This window comes from Mesorhizobium sp. B283B1A, from assembly GCF_020165735.1.
Lineage (GTDB): Bacteria > Pseudomonadota > Alphaproteobacteria > Rhizobiales > Rhizobiaceae > Mesorhizobium > Mesorhizobium opportunistum.
Map to the genome: position 1 here is coordinate 34,391 of NZ_JAIUIQ010000009.1, position 17,016 is coordinate 51,406.

The 17,016-nt window shown below is 63.9% G+C and carries 17 protein-coding genes and 1 tRNA gene; 10 read left to right on the forward strand and 8 right to left on the reverse strand.

What is annotated here, in order from left to right; all coding sequences use genetic code 11:
* Positions 1-6 precede the first annotated feature (6 nt).
* The 5 genes from LB577_RS09585 to LB577_RS09605 all read left to right on the forward strand — a co-directional run bounded on the left by LB577_RS09585 (position 7) and on the right by LB577_RS09605 (position 3,962).
* Complete coding sequence (locus LB577_RS09585; protein ID WP_224686523.1) at positions 7-945, forward strand: ABC transporter substrate-binding protein; 939 nt, start codon at positions 7-9, stop codon at positions 943-945.
* A 68-nt stretch (positions 946-1,013) separates the two neighbouring features.
* A complete protein-coding gene (locus LB577_RS09590; protein ID WP_224686524.1) occupies positions 1,014-1,907 on the forward strand; it encodes a sugar phosphate isomerase/epimerase family protein in 894 nt (297 codons plus the stop codon).
* A gap of 127 nt (positions 1,908-2,034) precedes the next feature.
* Positions 2,035-2,388 carry a cupin domain-containing protein gene (locus LB577_RS09595; RefSeq protein WP_023763827.1) on the forward strand — a complete coding sequence of 118 codons (354 nt, stop codon included), beginning with the start codon at positions 2,035-2,037 and terminating at the stop codon, positions 2,386-2,388.
* Between the two features lie 206 nt (positions 2,389-2,594).
* On the forward strand, positions 2,595-3,059 hold the full coding sequence (locus LB577_RS09600) for a DUF2231 domain-containing protein (protein WP_224686525.1): 465 nt from the start codon (positions 2,595-2,597) through the stop codon (positions 3,057-3,059).
* A gap of 279 nt (positions 3,060-3,338) precedes the next feature.
* On the forward strand, positions 3,339-3,962 hold the full coding sequence (locus LB577_RS09605) for a hypothetical protein (RefSeq protein WP_224686526.1): 624 nt from the start codon (positions 3,339-3,341) through the stop codon (positions 3,960-3,962).
* 107 nt (positions 3,963-4,069) lie between these two features.
* Here the strand turns inward: LB577_RS09605 and LB577_RS09610 are convergent, their stop codons facing one another.
* The 3 genes from LB577_RS09610 to LB577_RS09620 all read right to left on the reverse strand — a co-directional run bounded on the left by LB577_RS09610 (position 4,070) and on the right by LB577_RS09620 (position 7,660).
* Positions 4,070-5,986, reverse strand: a complete 1,917-nt coding sequence (locus tag LB577_RS09610; RefSeq protein WP_224686527.1) for a hypothetical protein — start codon at positions 5,984-5,986, stop codon at positions 4,070-4,072.
* Between the two features lie 315 nt (positions 5,987-6,301).
* Positions 6,302-6,378 (reverse strand) — tRNA-Arg (locus LB577_RS09615).
* 118 nt (positions 6,379-6,496) lie between these two features.
* Entirely contained in the window at positions 6,497-7,660 is a 1,164-nt protein-coding gene (locus tag LB577_RS09620) for a M20 aminoacylase family protein (RefSeq protein ID WP_224686528.1), read from the reverse strand.
* 215 nt (positions 7,661-7,875) lie between these two features.
* Here LB577_RS09620 and LB577_RS09625 point away from each other — a divergent pair, with 215 nt between their 5' ends.
* Both LB577_RS09625 and LB577_RS09630 read left to right on the forward strand, forming a co-directional pair.
* Positions 7,876-9,039 (forward strand): D-alanyl-D-alanine carboxypeptidase family protein, encoded by a 1,164-nt coding sequence (locus tag LB577_RS09625; protein WP_224686529.1) that lies wholly within the window; start codon positions 7,876-7,878, stop codon positions 9,037-9,039.
* Positions 9,040-9,044: 5 nt separating this feature from the next.
* The gene (locus LB577_RS09630) at positions 9,045-10,169 is read left to right on the forward strand and encodes a CobW family GTP-binding protein (RefSeq protein WP_224686530.1); all 1,125 of its coding nucleotides are present in this window, start codon (positions 9,045-9,047) and stop codon (positions 10,167-10,169) included.
* Positions 10,170-10,172: 3 nt separating this feature from the next.
* On the opposite strand, the gene LB577_RS09635 is transcribed toward LB577_RS09630, so the two are convergent.
* The 5 genes from LB577_RS09635 to LB577_RS09655 form a co-directional block, all read right to left on the reverse strand.
* Entirely contained in the window at positions 10,173-10,415 is a 243-nt protein-coding gene (locus tag LB577_RS09635; protein WP_224686531.1) for a sulfurtransferase TusA family protein, read from the reverse strand.
* 10 nt (positions 10,416-10,425) lie between these two features.
* Positions 10,426-11,724 carry a murein L,D-transpeptidase family protein gene (locus tag LB577_RS09640; RefSeq protein WP_224686532.1) on the reverse strand — a complete coding sequence of 433 codons (1,299 nt, stop codon included), beginning with the start codon at positions 11,722-11,724 and terminating at the stop codon, positions 10,426-10,428.
* 260 nt (positions 11,725-11,984) lie between these two features.
* Positions 11,985-12,935, reverse strand: a complete 951-nt coding sequence (locus LB577_RS09645; protein ID WP_023763836.1) for an acetyl-CoA carboxylase carboxyltransferase subunit alpha — start codon at positions 12,933-12,935, stop codon at positions 11,985-11,987.
* Between the two features lie 98 nt (positions 12,936-13,033).
* Entirely contained in the window at positions 13,034-13,951 is a 918-nt protein-coding gene (locus tag LB577_RS09650; protein WP_224686533.1) for a site-specific tyrosine recombinase XerD, read from the reverse strand.
* Positions 13,952-13,977: 26 nt separating this feature from the next.
* Positions 13,978-14,130 carry a hypothetical protein gene (locus LB577_RS09655; RefSeq protein WP_013892767.1) on the reverse strand — a complete coding sequence of 51 codons (153 nt, stop codon included), beginning with the start codon at positions 14,128-14,130 and terminating at the stop codon, positions 13,978-13,980.
* 217 nt (positions 14,131-14,347) lie between these two features.
* Between LB577_RS09655 and LB577_RS09660 the strand changes: the two genes are divergently transcribed.
* Genes LB577_RS09660 through LB577_RS09670 form a run of 3 tightly spaced genes read left to right on the forward strand, consistent with a single transcriptional unit; the run spans position 14,348 to position 16,990 of the window.
* Complete coding sequence (locus LB577_RS09660) at positions 14,348-14,959, forward strand: shikimate kinase (protein WP_224686534.1); 612 nt, start codon at positions 14,348-14,350, stop codon at positions 14,957-14,959.
* Positions 14,956-16,092, forward strand: a complete 1,137-nt coding sequence (gene aroB / locus LB577_RS09665; protein WP_224686535.1) for a 3-dehydroquinate synthase — start codon at positions 14,956-14,958, stop codon at positions 16,090-16,092. Before LB577_RS09660 ends, aroB begins: the two co-directional genes overlap by 4 nt.
* 1 nt (position 16,093) lies before the next feature.
* On the forward strand, positions 16,094-16,990 hold the full coding sequence (locus LB577_RS09670; protein ID WP_224686536.1) for an HlyC/CorC family transporter: 897 nt from the start codon (positions 16,094-16,096) through the stop codon (positions 16,988-16,990).
* The last annotated feature ends 26 nt before the right edge of the window (positions 16,991-17,016 follow it).

The window sequence follows — 17,016 nt, forward strand, 5'->3', positions numbered from 1 at the left end:
AGCGTAATGAAGACCATCGCCAAACTGCTCTGCGGCGCCGCATTCGCGGCCGTCGCCATCGCGCCGGCATCGGCCAAGGATCTCAACAAGGTCGGCATCTCTGTCGGCCTGCTCGGCAACCCCTTCTTCGTCGCCACCATCAAGGGCATCGAGGACGCGGCCAAGAAGATCAACCCGAAGGTCGAGGTGACGTCGGTATCGGCCGACTACGACCTCAACAAGCAAGTTTCGCAGGTCGATTCCTTCATCGCTGCCGGCGTCGACGTGATCATGCTCAACGCGGTCGACGCCAAGGCGATCGCACCGGCGGTGAAGAAGGCGCAGGCCGCCGGCGTCATCGTTGCCGCGTTCGACGTTTCGGCGCCGGGCGCCGACGTCACCGTGATGACCAACAACGTCAAGGCCGGCGAGGAGGCCTGCCAGTATCTGGTCGACAACACTGGCGGCAAGGGCGACTACGTCATCCTCAACGGCCCGGCGTCGTCGTCGATCCTGGAGCGGGTGAAGGGCTGCAAGAACGTGCTCGCGCAGCATCCCGACATCAAGATCCTTTCCGACGACCAGAATGCCGAAGGCTCGCGCGACGGCGGCCTGAAGGTGTTCCAGTCGCTGCTCACCCGCTTCGACAAGATCGACGCGGTGTTCGCCATCAACGATCCGACGGCGATCGGCGCGCAGCTTGCCGCCAAGCAGCTCAACCGTTCGGAATTCATCATCACCGCGGTCGACGGCGCGCCCGATATCGAAAAGGAGCTCGCTTCCGGCAAGTCGATGATCAAGGCCTCTGCCTCGCAGGATCCCTATGTGATGGCCGGCCAGTCGCTGACCATGGCGGCCGAGCTGCTGGCCGGCAAGAAGCCGGCGGAAGCCACCGTGCTGCTCGATCCCAAGCTGATCACCGCCGAGAACCTCAAGGACTACAAGGGCTGGACCGCGGCCCGCTGATCGTTTCAACAAGCGCGGCCGGTTGATCCCGGCCGCGCCATCCTTTTCGCCGCAATCCGGAGACGATCATGTCGCGCATCGGAATCCATTCTTTCGTCTGGTCGGCAAGCTCGGCGCAAGGCGAGCTCGAACGCACGCTGGCCAACACAAGGGAGGCCGGCTTCGACCTGATCGAATTCTCCTATCTCGATCCGGCGGATGTCGACATTGGCGGGCTTGCCAAGCGCATCGCCGATCTCGGGCTTGGGGTGGCGATCAGCATCGGACTGCCCACCAATGGCGATATATCGAGCGCCGACAAGGCGGTCGCGGCGCGCGGCGTCGAAATCCTCAACCAAACCATCGCGTTGACGCGCGACCTTGGCGGCCGCAAGGTCGCCGGCATCCTGTCGACCAGCCACGGCTTGCAGGTCGAGGCGCCGACACGCGATCAATGGAACCGCAGCGCGGCGGCACTGGCCAAGGTCGCCGAGACGGCCAAGGCCGCCGGCGTCACGCTCAATCTCGAAATCGTCAACCGCTTCGAAAGCAACCTCCTCAACACCGCCGCGCAGGGGCTCGCCTTCATCGAGGACACCGGCTCGGACAACATCTTCCTGCATCTCGACACCTTTCACATGAACATCGAGGAGGCCGATGTCGGGCTCGCCATCCGCCACGCGGCGGCCAAGATCGGCTATGTCCATATCGGCGAAAGCCATCGCGGCTTCCTCGGCACCGGCAACATCGACTTCGCGGCGATCTTCGATGCGCTGACGGCTATCGGCTATGCCGACGATCTCAGCTTCGAATCGTTCTCCTCGGAGATCGTCGACGAGAACCTGTCGAAGAAGACCGCCATCTGGCGCAATCTGTGGACGGACAACATGGCGCTCGCCAAGCACGCGCGCGCCTTCATCGGCCTTGGACTGGAGACGGCGCGGCGCAAGGCGGAACTCGTCTCGGCCAGGCACAAGCCATAGGTCCGTTCGTCGAGGCGACTGTCCGGGATGTCAGCCGCTTGCGGCGGCATTGCCGGTTGCGGGTGCATCGGATATCCCACCGTCCAGGCACATGATGCCAGCACAATTGACCAGACGGAGCCCTGACATGACAGACCAGACGATCTTCAAATTCGGCCCGGTCGAACACGCGGAGGCCGGCGATCTCGCCGGCTGGATCGTGGTCGAGGGCAGGCCGACCATGCAGACCGCCGTCCAGCACACGACCGAGGATGGCAAGGTGATGTCGGGCACGTGGCGGGCGACGCCGGGCACCTATCACGCGACTTATACCGACTATGAGTTCGTGCACATGATCGCCGGCCGCATCATCATCACCCCCGACGGCGGCACGCCGGTCGAAGTGGGCCCCGGCGACGCCTTCGTGGTGGAAGCCGATTTCAAAGGCACCTGGAAGATCATCGAGCCGGTGACCAAGCATTTTGTGGTCAGGGTTGCCTGAGGCGGGGTGATCCGTCCGGCCGCATGAAAATCCCGCCATGGTTCGCCAGGGCGGGCGAGTGTTCAAGCGACGCCTTTCGTGCCTCTGCGGGGCTCTGCCGTCTGGCTCGTGGAACATTCACCTGGTGCCAGCGTTTGCTTGTACGCTGTCTTTCAGGAATGAACTGCAGGCCGCGAAGGGGTGCGCCGCCTATTGGAGGCACTGCCATGAGCCGCAACCCACAAAGCACGGCACGTGTTGCCGGCCATCCCATCCACCCGATGCTTATTCCGTTCCCGATCGCCTTTTTTGTCGCCACCTTCGTTTGCGACCTGATCTTCTGGCGAACAGGCAATCCGGGATGGGTCACCGCCAGCCTTTGGCTGCTTGGGGCGGGCCTGATAATGGCCGCCTTGGCCGCGCTTGCCGGCCTGACGGATGTCTTGGGCGATGTTCAGATCCGCAATCTGAGTGATGCATGGCTCCACGCTGGCGGCAATGTGATCGTCGTCCTGATCGAACTCTACAACTGGTACTCGCGATACGCCCACAGCGAGGCGGCGGTGGTGCCCACCGGCCTGATCTTGTCGTTGATCGTGGTTCTCATCCTTCTGTTTACCGGCTGGAAGGGTTGGGAAATGGTCTACCGACATCGCGTGGGTGTAGCCGACGGCTCGGAGGAGGTGCGCTGACCTGTGCTTTTCCTTCGCGGCGCCCTCGGCCAGGCTACCACTACCATTGGCTCGTGAAGGCGTCCGCGGCATCATCCAGACGGTCGGCCTCGACATCAGCGATGTAGCACTCGCCAGCCAAGCGATCTCATCGGTCCCTACCAGCTAAGTGTCCTTGATACACGGGATTCATCCCCTAGTTCCTTCACGGGCGCGGCAGTCGCGAGGTTGCCTCGGGGCAGCGGCGGTTCGCGCCCTTCTGGCTGCATGCCGCGGAAGGACGGTTGGACCGACGCATCCATGGAGGTCGTCGTGCATCAATCGCGTGGATTCACCTGTGCGTATTTCGTCCTAGCTTGCTCGATCGCGGTGCTTTGCGCAGGAGCTGCAACCGGCGGCCAGCACGGCGGCGGCCATGGTTCTGGCGGCAGTGGTGGCGGAGGGCATGGCGCTGGCGGCCAAAACGGCGGCTCGCACAAAGGGACTAGTAACAATCCCGGCGGCACCGGTTCGCCAGCGGACGATGAGACCAGCACAACCGGCACGACGACGGCCCCGGGAGCGGCCACTGCCACCGCCGTCGCGTCCGCAAGAGGCGGACAGTCGCTCAACCTCCCGGCTGCTCTCCAGCCTCCCAGCGACAGCAATACTCAATCAACGGTCAGCCGAACCGAGGCGGTGCCGGGCGTCCCGGATGAAGTCGTTCGGACCTGCCATGATGCCATCGAGTCGGCAGCCGCGCCGTTGGGCGCGACCAGCGTGCGCGTCAGCAGCGCGGGTCCCGTACGTCAGTTGAGTCAGGATACGATCTCGGCTCCCGTTGAGGTCAGCATCGACTATCTGCGGCAGGGCCGCGTGGAAACGCGGCAGGCCCCGGTCAAATGCGAATTGAACGCGACAGGCAGCGTGATCCGGCTGACATAGCGTGTCGCGCAGAATTCCTCGCCGACGAGGGCGCGGCATCGCGCGTGCTGCCAAGAGGTGCGGGCATTCAAAGATCATGGCCACGGAAGCGACCGCTCAGCCGGAAATCACTGCGATGTCGCGTATGTTGGCAAGAGCGAATAGGGAAGAGTGATTGAACGCACCCGGGTCACCCGCGAAGGGTTGCGAACCTTGCCAGTCTTCTGGCTGACGGCCTTCACCTGGCGGGCGGCTGCCGGGCGGGCAGAACGTGGTTTCGCAGGCGGCTCGATCTGCGCGCTGCGACGCTCAGTCCTGAGCCTGTCATTGTCCGCGCGCGCGGCGGTCAGGTCGCGGGCAAGAGAAACAGTGGCTTCGCGTTGCTTGTCCAGGGCCTCCTGCAGCTTGGCGACACGCAGCAAAAGAGCTTGGGTGGCCGCGCGCTCGATGCGAGCCTTGTCGAGATCCTCACGATTCAAGGCCGCTGTAGCACGTTCCCGCGCCAGAGCCTGCGCCGTCTCAGTTGCGGTCTGCTCAGCACGCTCTTTCGCTGAGACTGCTTTGGCGCGCTCCTGTTCGGCCGCCTCGCGCTCGATACGAGCCTGTTTCAGCTCCTCAGCGGTCGATGCTGCCGCAGCGCGTTCTCGTGCGAGCGCCCGCTCCGTGTCAGCTGCGGTCCGTTCCACTTGTTGTCTCGCCTTGACCGCGCCGGTCAGCTCCTGCTCAGCCGCATCCGCACGCTTCAGGAGTGCGGCATTGGACAGGTTCGCCTCGGCGAGATCGTCATGAAGATGCTCCGACTTCCGGCGCTCGTCGTCGAGCATGCCACTCGCCCGCGCCAGTGAAGCCCTGGCCGCGGCGCGATCCTTGGCGGCCCCGGTCTCAAGCTGTTCAATTTGCGCCCGCGCTTGCGATAGATCGCGCGCCTGCCTCTGCGCTTGCTGCTGCTCGAGATGAGCAGCGGGCATCTCCTTGAAGACATAGCTGGTGGCCTCGCCCACCAGCGTGCGGGCATCTCCCGCAATGCGCTGCAACGCATCAAGGGTGCGGGCTGCCGCGAGTCCGTTGCGCAATCGCTCCTCGCGTGCATTGGCGGCTGCCATGCTTGCCCTCAGCGTGTCGATCTGCTTGCTCGACGCGAGGAGCGCTCCCTGCAGGGCGGCGCTCTTGGCACGCTCGCCTTCCGCCGCCCGGTGCTCCTGGTCGGCCAATTGTCTGGCAGCGGCCGCCTGAGCACGATCTGTCCCGGCCTCCACCTGGTCAGCCGTGAGATCCGAGCCTAGCAATTCGACACTCGCCGAAAGCTCCAAGGGGTGGGAAAGGTCTCGATCAGTTTCGCTTTGGGCTTGCGAAATGGCGGGGGCGCTTTCGACCCAGATTTGTCTCGTCGCCGCATAACCAATCGGCGCGGCCAGACAAATGGCGGCGAACCCTAGGCGGAGCACAAGACCGACCGGCCTGCGAACGCCAGGGGGTGAAGCAGGCGCTGGGTCGGCTTCTCCCGTTTGAGCTGTGAAATTCAAACCGCGATCCGCGGCAGAGGCTAACGGAACAATTTGTGGCGAAGCCTTATGGAGCAGTTGGTCCCATGCCGATCCGCAAATCCGCTTCCCATGTTCCGCGACCGCCTTGATGGGCGCTGCAAGTCTTCCAGGTTCCAGCCTGTTCGGGGCAGGAGCATTGGTCTGGACCGCCGACGAACCTCCCGAGGCTTCGGGCGTCACGTTGATATGCTCGACTCGCACTCCGAACCGAGAGTAGTTGGCGTTTTGAGCTTGAACATCCAGGTCGGCGGTACCCAAGGGATTGGCAGCCCTGGAAGAAGCAGGCTCGGCGACAAGCCTGGCCGGGCTTTCCCATTCCCAAGAAGCCTCGTCGGCGAGATCGGATCTGCCTTCGTCAAGCGATGCAAGGCGGCGTCGTCGCACCGCGGCAAGGATACGCCGGAGCACAAGAAAGACGCCAACCGATACAAGCGTCACCACTGCGCCAAGAATGGCCAGATTTACGTCGTTCGCGTGAATTTCGGCAAGATAATTTGGCATTGCCGTGCCCGTGCGGTCTGGGGTGTATTGTCAAGTCCATAAAGCGATGTCTGTCGCTGTGGACAATTCGCCATCTCCCGGCTCTGGACTGTTCATCATGAACTTTAAGCTAGGTCACAGCGCACCACGGTCAACCATCACCTCGTAATGATCCTGCCGACAGCCTTCGGCCGGATAAAAAGGCCATTGTAGCGGTCGTTCTTCGTGGCAAGGCTGGATCGTTCGTCCTGTGGAGATGCATTCCCGCAGACAATACAATTCGTCGTACCGTTTCGCGAAAAGTACGACGTCAATTCGCTAAGCCATTGAAAAGCATGGTGATCCCGACAGGAATCGAACCTGTGACCTACAGATTAGGAATCTGCCGCTCTATCCTACTGAGCTACGGGACCACGCGGCCCGACACATAGCCGCTTCGGATCGTTTCGCCAAGAGGCTGGCCGAAGGCAATTCAAGAGGCCGGCCGAAAGCAATTCGGCGGCCTCTTGTCATCGTCCGTTAACACGCGCCTCAGGCGGCCAGCGCGGTTTCGGCCAGTTTCACCCAATAGCTCATGCCGTGCGGGATGGCCTCGTCGTTGAAATCATAGGCCGGGTTGTGGAGGCCGGCGGTGTCGCCATTGCCGATGAAGATGAAGGCGCCGGGGCGGGCTTCCAGCATGTAGGAGAAGTCCTCGCCGCCCATCACCGGCTGGATGCCGCGGTGGACATGGGCGTCGCCGGCGACGTTGGCCGCGACATCGCTGGCGAACACCGTTTCTTCCGCATGGTTGAAGGTGACGGGGTAATTGGCCTGGTAGTCGACCTCGATCTTGGCGCCGAAGGCGATCGCCAGCCCGTCGCAGATGGTGCGGATGCGCTCTTCGGACTTCTTGGCGATTTCCTTGCGCAAGGTGCGCACCGTGCCGGCGATCTCGGCCGATTCCGGAATGATGTTGTAGGCATCGCCGGCATGGAACTTGGTCACCGACACCACCACCGCCTCGACCGGGTCGGTGCTGCGCGAAGCGATGGTCTGCAGCGCGCCGACCAGCTGGCTGGTGATGACGATCGGGTCGATCGTGCCGTGCGGCATGGCCGCATGGCCGCCACGGCCGTTCACGGTGATGGTGAACTCGGCCGTCGCCGCCATGATCGGGCCCGGCCGGATCGCGAACTGGCCGACAGGGAGGCCCGGCATATTGTGCATGCCGAACACCTTGGAGATGTCGAAGCGTTCCATCATGCCGTCCTTGACCATCTCGTTGCCGCCGCCGCCGCCTTCCTCGGCCGGCTGGAAGATCACCGCCACGGAGCCCGCGAAATTGCGTGTTTCGGCGAGGTATTTCGCCGCGCCCAGAAGCATCGCCGTGTGGCCGTCATGACCGCAGGCGTGCATCTTGCCGGGAACGGTCGAAGCGTAGGACTTGCCGGTGATCTCGTTGAGCGGCAGCGCGTCCATGTCGGCGCGCAGGCCGATGGTGGCGCCGTCACCCTTGCGGCCACGGATGATGCCAACGACGCCGGTCTTGCCGAGGCCGGTCACCACGTCGTCGCAGCCGAATTCTTTCAGCTTCCCGGTCACGAAGGCGGCGGTCTTGAAGACGTCGAAGTTAAGTTCTGGCGTCTGGTGCAGGTGTTGGCGCCAGCCGGCGACTTCGTCCTGCATTTCGGCGGCTCGGTTCAGGATTGGCATGGTGGGTTCCATCTCGCTGTTGGAGCAGGCGGGCTGGCCCGCTGCCTTTCAATTGTGATCGTCAGGCACTTTGCCATGTTGGCGTCACATAGGGTAAATAGCACCGCAACGATGCGGTCCGTTTTTGAGGGGCGGACTCGTTATGCTGGCGGTCACGTAACGAAATCTTACGGAGCCAGGGGCGACTACGGCAAGAGGCGATTTCGGATTTGATCATGCGGCACAGGCATTTCCTCAAACTATTCTCGGCTGGCGCGATCGTGCTGTCGGTACTGGCTGGGCCGGTGCTGGCCAATCCGGTGGTCGTCTTCGACCTGAAGAGCGGCCAGATCCTGCAGCATCAGGATGCCTTCAAGCGCTGGTATCCGGCGTCGCTGAGCAAGCTGATGACCGCTTACGTGACCTTCCGGGCGATCGCGGCCGGCGAAATCCAGCTCGATTCGCCGATCATGGTGACGAAACACTCCGCCGCCGAGCCGCCAAGCAAGATGGGCTTCAAGCCGGGCTCGGTGATGCGGCTCGACAATGCGCTGAAGATGATGCTGGTCAAATCGGCCAACGACATTGCGATGGCCGTCGGTGAGAATGTCGGTGGCTCGCAGGCAGCCTTTGCCGAGCGGATGAACGCCGAGGCGGTCCGGCTCGGCATGAACGGAACCCATTTCGTCAATCCGAACGGCCTTTATTCGCCGGACCAGTACACCACGGCGCGCGACCTTGCCGTGCTCGTGATGGCGATCCGCCGTGAGTTTCCGCAATATGCGCCATGGTTTTCGATCGAGGGGCTCGCGGTCGGCAAAAAGGCGATCCCGAACTACAATCTGCTGATCGGCCGCTATCCCGGCGCCGACGGCATGAAGACGGGTTTTGTCTGCCCTTCGGGCTTCAACATGATCGGCTCGGCGACGCGCAACGGCCGCACGCTGGTGGCGGTCGTGCTTGGCGAGAAATCGGCCGTCAGCCGTGCCGAGACCGCGGCCAAGCTGCTCGACCAGGGTTTTGATGCGCCTGTCGCCGGCTCGACCACGGTCGCCACCCTGGCGCCTTACGGCGACACCACCTCGTCCAACGACATGAGTGACGAGATCTGCAAGAAGAAGAAGCCGCATGAGCAATCGGAGGCGCCGCCGGCTGTCGCCAAGGACGCGCCGAAATCACCCTATCAGGAAAAGCTCGACCATGTGCCGACGCTGGTTGCCGTCGGTCTTGGCGGCGCCACCGGCCCGGCGCCGAAGGCGATACTCGACCAGGGCGGCCAGGAATATGCCGACGTGCCGATCCCGACCTGGCGGCCGGACAAACCCCAGCCCGCGGGTACCGGTCCCAAGGTAGCAGGCGCCGACGCGCAAGGTGACCAGCCCGTCAAGACCGCGAACTGACCGCAATGGCGAGCTTCCCGATACCCGTCTCGGTACTGACCGGCTTCCTCGGCGCCGGCAAGACGACGCTGCTCAACCGGCTGCTGAAGGATCCGGCGCTGGCCGACACGGCGGTCATCATCAACGAGTTCGGCGAGGTGGCGATCGACCATCTGCTGGTCGAGCAGGCCTCCGACGGCATCATCCAGCTTTCCGACGGCTGCCTGTGCTGCACGGTGCGCGGCGAACTGGTCGATACGCTGGCCGACCTGGTCGACCGGCTGCAGACCGGGCGCATCGCACGCCTTGCCCGCGTCATCGTCGAGACCACGGGGCTCGCCGATCCGGCGCCCGTGCTGCAATCGATCATGGCGCATCCGGCGCTGGTCCAGGCCTTCCGGCTCGACGGCGTCATCACGCTGGTCGATGCGGTCAATGGCGACCCCACGCTCGATGGCCATGTCGAGGCCGTCAAGCAAGTCGCGGTCGCCGACCGCATCGTGCTGAGCAAGGCCGACCTGGTTACCGCTCCCGCAGAGCTCGAAAGGCTGCGGGCGCGCCTGCGGCAGATCAATCCGGGTGCCGAACTGCTCGATGCCGGCGATACGGGGACGAGCGTCGCGGCGCTGTTCGACTGCGGCCTCTACAATCCAGCCACCAAATCCGCGGACGTGCGGCGCTGGCTCGGCGAGGAAGCGGCGCACGACCACCACCATCATGACCATCACCATAACGGGCACGATCACCATGACGGGCACGATCATGATCACGGTCACCGGCACGACCAGCGCGTGCGGTCCTATTCACTGGTCCATGATGGTCCGGTGCCGTTTTCGGCCATCGAGATGTTCCTCGACCTGTTGCGTTCGACGCATGGCGAACACCTCTTGCGCATGAAGGGCGTCATCGAATTGCAGGAAGATCCGTCACGGCCGCTGGTCGTGCATGGGGTGCAGAAAATCCTGCATCCGCCGGTGCAGTTGCCCTCCTGGCCGGACAGACAACGTGGCACGCGGCTGGTGTTGATCACGCTCGACATGCCGGAAGATTATGTGCGCCGGCTGTTCGCCGCCTTCACCAACCGGCCCTCGATCGACACGCCCGACCGCGCGGCGCTGGAAAACAATCCGCTGGCGATTGCCGGACGGTAAACGCTACGATCCCTGCGCGCCGCGTTCGACCAGAAAGCGGTGGCCGCCCACGACAGCCGCCGTTTCGATCAACTGATGGCCGGCATCCAAGCAAAAGGCAGGGATGTCGATGACAGCCATAGGATCGGTGGTCTCGAGCCATAGCCTGCTGCCGGGCAGCATGCCCGCAAGACGTTTTTTCGCTTTAAGCACGGGCAGGGGACAGTTCAGCCCCTTGAGATCATAGATCGCAGCGCGTCCGGCCAAGGATAGAACCTCAGCCGCCGAACATGCCGAGCAGCTTGTTCTTAAGTTTGGTCACCCGGCTCTCATCGGCATTGGCGGCCTGCGTTTCGGCTTCCGGCGCGGCCTCGGTCGGGGCGGCTATGGTGGCGGTGGCGGCAGGCGCCTCCTTGGCGGCCTTGGCCGCTTCCTTCTCCGCGAGCGCCTGTGCCTTGGCGGCTTCCTTGGCCTGCTTGGCAGCCTCTATGGCGGCCAGCTTCTGCTCCTCAGCCTTTTGCTTGGCGGCTTTCTCGGCGTCGAGGGCAGCCATCTTGCGGCCGGCCGGCGAATCGATGCGGCCCATGCGCGCCGTCTCGGTCACCGTGCCGTTGGAATTAAGCGACGGCGGCTCGATCGGCACGCGCTCGCCACGCGCCCGGCGCTTCGACCAGTCGGAGACGATGCTGGCTTCCTTGATGCCGGCGATGGTCGGCCTGGGCGGCGGCACGCTGGCCTTGAGCGCGCCGGTGAACGCCGCGTCATAGGTGCTTTGATAGGCGTTGTAGGCGCTCTTCAGGGAATCCGGCTGCGTGGTCGCTGGGCACGGTCCGGTCGGATCGAATGTCTGGCCGTCGGGGGCGACCTGATTGAAGACGTAGCGCTTTTCGCAGACGTCGACCTTCGGCGGCACCTTGGTGATCTCGAAATTGTCGTAGCCGACCTTCAGCATCTTCCAGAACTCGTAGTTCGGGTCGCTGCGATAGCGCGCCATGTTGGCGGCGGTCATGCGGAACGGAAAGGCCTCGACCTGAAACTCGGTCTGCCCGCCCTGGAAGGCGTCGCGGCCGAAGGCATAGATCTGCTCGATCTGCGCGTCGGTCATCGAATAGCAGCCCGAGGACGAGCAGGCGCCGTGCACCATCAGGTTCTGGCCGGTGCGGCCGTTGGCACGGTCATAGGCGTTGGGAAAGCCGATGTTGAAGGACAGATGGTAGTTCGAGCGCGGGTTCATCTGCGACGGGCGAACCGTGTAGAAGCCTTCCGGCGCCTGGCGATCGCCCTCGGTGTATTTCGGACCGAGCTTGCCCGACCATTTGCAGATGTCGTAGCTGGCGACCATGTCGTAACGGCCGTTGGTCTTGGCCTTCCAGATTTCGAGCTTGCCTTCTTCCTTGAAGATGCGCGCCATCACCGAGGAGGTGCGCACCATGCCCTTGGCCTTCATGTCGGCCAGGATCTTGTCCGGCAGCGGCTTGTTGGCCTCCGGGGCAAAGTCCTTCATCGACGAATCATTGCAGCCGGCGATAGCGATCGAGGCGACGAGGACTCCGGTACGGGCGAGCTTGGCAAACATGGATACGGCTATGTCTTTTCCCTCGGGCCAATGGCTTCGAAACGGCCGAGCCCACATGCTGAACACCGACGGACCGTAAGCCCGTTAACCTTGAAAATTCCTTACCGCAAGCGTCGACTAGCCCCTCACGGCAACTTCCCAACCCTTCGTTGCAAATTTATTGACCCGAATGCGGCGGCATTTTTGTGGCGAAATTGCTCATTGACGCCACATTGCGGTGGGCAAGCCGCTTCCGATAACCACGTTCCGGCGTCAGCCGGTCAGAGGCTGCGCCCCATCGCCAGGTATTTCTCGCGGCGCTGCTCGCGGAAATCGGTGTTGGCGCCGGCAAAGTCCTTCATCGTCTTGGCAATGAGGTCGCCGGTCGCGGCAATCACCGTCTCGGGCGCGCGCTGGGCGCCGCCCATCGGCTCGGGAATGATGGCGTCGATGATCTTCAATTCCAGAAGATCCTGCGCGGTGATCTTCATGTTGGTCGCCGCGTCCTTGGAGCGGGTGGTGTCGCGCCACAGGATCGAGGCCGCGCCTTCCGGCGAAATCACCGAATAGATGGCGTGTTCGAGCATGTAGACGCGGTTGGCGGTGGCGATCGCGATGGCGCCGCCGGAGCCGCCTTCGCCGATGACCACCGAAATCGACGGCACCTTGAGCGCAAGGCAGGCCGAGGTCGAGCGGGCGATGGCTTCCGCCTGGCCGCGCTCCTCGGCGCCGACGCCGGGATAGGCACCCGCCGTGTCGACCAGCGTCAGGAGCGGGATCTTGAAGCGGTCGGCAAGCTCCATCAGCCGCACCGCCTTGCGATAGCCTTCGGGGCGCACCGAGCCGAAATTGTGCTTCAGCCGGCTGGTCGTGTCCGAACCCTTTTCCTGGCCGATGATCGCGATGGGCTCGCCGCGGAAGCGGGCGAAACCGCCGACGATCGCCTGGTCCTCACCGAAATTGCGGTCGCCGGCGAGCGGCGTGAAATCGCTGAACAGGCTCTTGATGTAGTCGACGCAGTGCGGCCTGTCGGAGTGGCGCGCCACCTGCACTTTCTGCCAGGGCGTCAGCGCCTTGTAGAGATCGCGCAGCGCGTCGCGCGACCGCTTCTCCAGCCTGGTGATCTCGTCGGCGACGTCGACCGCCTCGCCATTCTCGGCAAGCTTCTTCAGCTCGAGGATCTTGAGCTCAAGATCCTGCACCGGCTTTTCGAAATCGAGGTAATTGTACATGCGTGAGCGGACCGATACGTCGGAAGGCAATGACTGCGGAACCGTTTAATCCAAGGCCCCGGGCGGTGAAATGTCGTCTTCACATAGCGATATGAGGCCTAGTCGGCAAGCGGATGATGATCGTTGACCAGCCGCACCAGCCGCTCCTCCAGCACATGGGTGTAAATCTGTGTCGTCGATATGTCGGCATGGCCAAGCAACTGCTGCACGGCCCTGAGATCGGCGCCGTTCTGCAGGAGATGGCTGGCGAAGGCATGGCGCAGCACGTGCGGTGAAATCTTGGCCGAGGCGATGCCGGCCCGCGCCGCCAACCCTTTCAGGTCGCGGGCAAAGACCTGGCGCGAGAGATAGCCGCTGTCGGAGGCGGCCGGAAACAGGAACGGGCTTTCGGCGAAGGCGGGCACTCCGGCCCGGGCGGCAAGCCAGGTTCGCATCGCCACGCGCGCCTTGGACGACAGCGGCACCATGCGTTCCTTGTCGCCCTTGCCGCGCACCATGAAGAAGCGGTCGTCGCGCTGCGCCACCGTCACCGGCAGGCCGACCAGTTCGGAAACGCGCAGGCCCGTGGCGTAGAGCACCTCGACAAGCGCATGCAGGCGCAGGGCCGCCAGCCTGTCGGCATGGCCGAGCCCGGCGTCGCCGGCTTCGGCCGCGGCGCGGTCGATCAGCCTGCCGGTGTCGGCCTCGGACATCGTCTTGGGCAGCGGCCTTCCCTTTTTCGGGCTGTCCAGCGTGCCGGTCGGGTCGTCGCCACGCAGGCCCTCGGCGTAGAGAAACTTGAAGAACTGGCGGATCGCAGACAATTTGCGCGCCTGTGATGTCGGCGCGAAGCCACGGGCGGCGATGTCGTCGAGATAGCCGCGGATGTCGGCGGCGGCCGCACCGGCAAGCCCGCCATCGATCCCGTTCGAAGCGTCTTCAAGATCGCGGCGATAGGAGGAAAGCGTGTTCTCGGCGGCACCGCGCTCGGCGCTCATCATTTCCAGGAAAGCCTCGATGCGGGCGGCGCTGTTCATCCTTGAGGATCAGTTCTTCTTGGGACTCAGTTCTTCTTGGGATTCAGCTTTTCCAACGGGATGCGCACGCTCATCTCCGCTTTTTTCGGCTCTACGAACATCACCAGCGCGAACATCGTACCATAGGCAATGCCGGCCAGAATCGCGAGGGTCACGACAAAGCGAAACAGTGTCGGCATCAATTTTCGCCCGTCTTCTTGTTCTGCGTTTCCAAACCCTGTGCCCTTATGGGACGCCAATCCGGCCAATTCAAGGACGAAGCGGAGGCTTGTTAGCAACTTCTGACGCAGGCATTGCTCGGCCGATATAGGCTTGCCTTTACTCGGCATGCTTGACGCAAACGGGCTTTTCATGTCGATACGCCGGCAAAGAGGGTCCCGGAACCGTCATGGTGTCATGAACGCGCTACACGCAAATCCGCCAGGCGAGACCAGCGCCGCGCTGCTTGGCCGGCTGGGCAGCCGGTCCATCGTCTTTGTCGGGCTGATGGGCGCCGGCAAGACGGCGATCGGCCGCAAGGTGGCGACGATGCTTTCGCTGCCCTTCATCGACAGCGACCAGGAGATCGAAAGCGTCTCGCGCATGACCGTGCCGGAGCTGTTCGAGCGCTATGGCGAGACCGAGTTCAGGGCGCTGGAACAGCGTGTCATCCTGCGCGTGCTGGAAAATGGCCCCCAGGTGCTCTCCACGGGCGGCGGCGCCTTCATGAACGCACAGACGCGCGAGGCCGTCGCCACGCATGGCGTGTCGGTGTGGCTGAAGGCCGAGCTCGACCTCTTGATGGAACGCGTCTCCAAGAAGCAGAACCGGCCGCTGTTGAAGACCGCCGATCCCCGTGCCGTGCTGGAGCGGCTGATGGGCGAGCGCTATCCAGTCTACGCAACCGCTGATGTCACCGTGCCGACCCGCGACGACCGCAAGGAAATCATCGCCGCCGAGGTGCTGGAGGCGCTCTGCCGGCATTTCGGCATCGAGGAAAATGCCGCGACAGGCGAGGTCGAATCGTGAGCGTGGATCAGCCTGTCACCGTCGAAGTCGGGCTTGGCGACCGGGCCTACGACATACTCATCGGCTCAGGGTTGCTGTCTCGCGCGGGTGAGGAGATCTCGCGCCGGCTGCCGGGCACGCGCGCGGCCGTCATCACCGACGCCAATGTCGCGGCGGTGCATCTCGAGGCGCTGAAGGCCGGGCTCGAAAAGGGCGGCATCCAGCCCGCCATCATCACGCTGCCGCCCGGTGAGAAGACCAAGAGCTTCGCCCATCTCGAAGAGGTGGTCGACGGCGTGTTGGCCGCCAGGCTGGAGCGTGGCGACATCGTCATCGCCCTTGGCGGCGGCGTCATCGGCGACCTCGCCGGTTTTGCCGCCGGCATCGTGCGGCGCGGCATGAATTTCGTGCAGATCCCGACCTCGCTGCTGGCCCAGGTCGATTCCTCCGTCGGCGGCAAGACCGGCATCAACAGTCCACGCGGCAAGAACCTCGTCGGCGTTTTCCATCAGCCGAAGCTGGTGCTGGCCGACACTGAAGTGCTCGACACGCTGCCGATCCGCGAATTCCGCGCCGGCTATGCCGAGCTCGCCAAATACGGGCTGATCGACCGGCCCCAATTCTTCGCCTGGCTGGAAGAAAACTGGGGGCAGGTGTTCGCCGGCGGGCCGGAGAGGGCGCAGGCGATTGCCGAGGCCTGCCGCGCCAAGGCCGACGTCGTCACCCGCGACGAGTTCGAGACCGGCGACCGGGCGCTGCTCAATCTCGGCCATACGTTCGGCCACGCGCTGGAAGCCGCGACGCGGTATGACGGCGCCCGCCTCGTCCATGGCGAGGGGGTCGCCATCGGCATGGCACTGGCGCATCGGTTCTCCTCGCGCCTCAATCTGGCCAGCCCCGACGACGCGGCCCGCGTCGAGACGCATCTGCGCGCCGTCGGGCTGCCGTGGCGCATGGCCGATATTCCCGGCGATCTGCCCGACGCCGAGGCACTGCTGGCCTTCATCACCCAGGACAAGAAGGTGTCGCGCGGCGCGCTGACCTTCATCCTGACGCGCGGTGTCGGCCAAGCCTTCATCGCCAAGGACGTGCCGGCCTCGGAAGTGCTGTCGTTCCTCCGGGAGAACCACCCGGCCAACGGGAAAGCCGGCTGAGATGAGCAACCAGACGGGCTGGGTCGTCGTCGCCGTCCTTGCAATCCTCCTCCTGCTGATCGTTGCCGTGCGCACGCGCCTGCTTGCCATGTTCGGCTACGAGCTGTCGCGCATCGAGCCGCAGCGCTCGAGCCAGGACGAGTTGCGCGGTGCGGTCGACGATTTCCGCCGCGACGGCCAGGTGGTGCGCGAGGATCGTGATCGCATTGGCGGCCTGTTCGATCTCGAGGAGCTCGAAGTCTCCGACGTCATGGTGCACCGCACCAACATGCGCTCGGTCAACGCCGACAATGCGCCGGAAGCCGTGGTGCGCGAGATCCTGCAGAGCCCGCACACGCGCATGCCGTTGTGGAAGGGCTCGCTCGACAACATTGTCGGGGTGCTGCACGCCAAGGACCTGCTGCGCGCGTTGAACGAAGTCGGCAACGACTTTTCCAAGATCGACGTGATGAAGATCGCCTCGAAACCCTGGTTCGTGCCGGACACCACGACCTTGCAGGAACAGCTCAACGCCTTTCTGCGCCGCAAGGCGCATTTTGCCGTCGTCGTCGACGAATATGGCGAGGTCGAAGGGCTGGTGACGCTGGAGGATATCATCGAGGAGATCGTCGGCGAGATCGCCGACGAGCACGATGTCGACATCCATGGCGTCAAGCAGGAGGCCGACGGTTCCGTCGTCGTCGAGGGCACGGTGCCGATCCGCGACCTGAACCGGGCGCTCGACTGGAACCTGCCCGACGAGGAGGCGACCACCATTGCCGGCCTCGTCATTCACGAGACGCAATCGATCCCCGAGGAAAAACAGGCTTTCACCTTCCACGGCAAGCGCTTCACCGTGATGAAACGCGACAAGAACCGGATTGCCCGGTTGAGGATCAGGCCGGCAGCCGACGCTTAAGCGCGTCGCGCTCAAACGGATCCCGT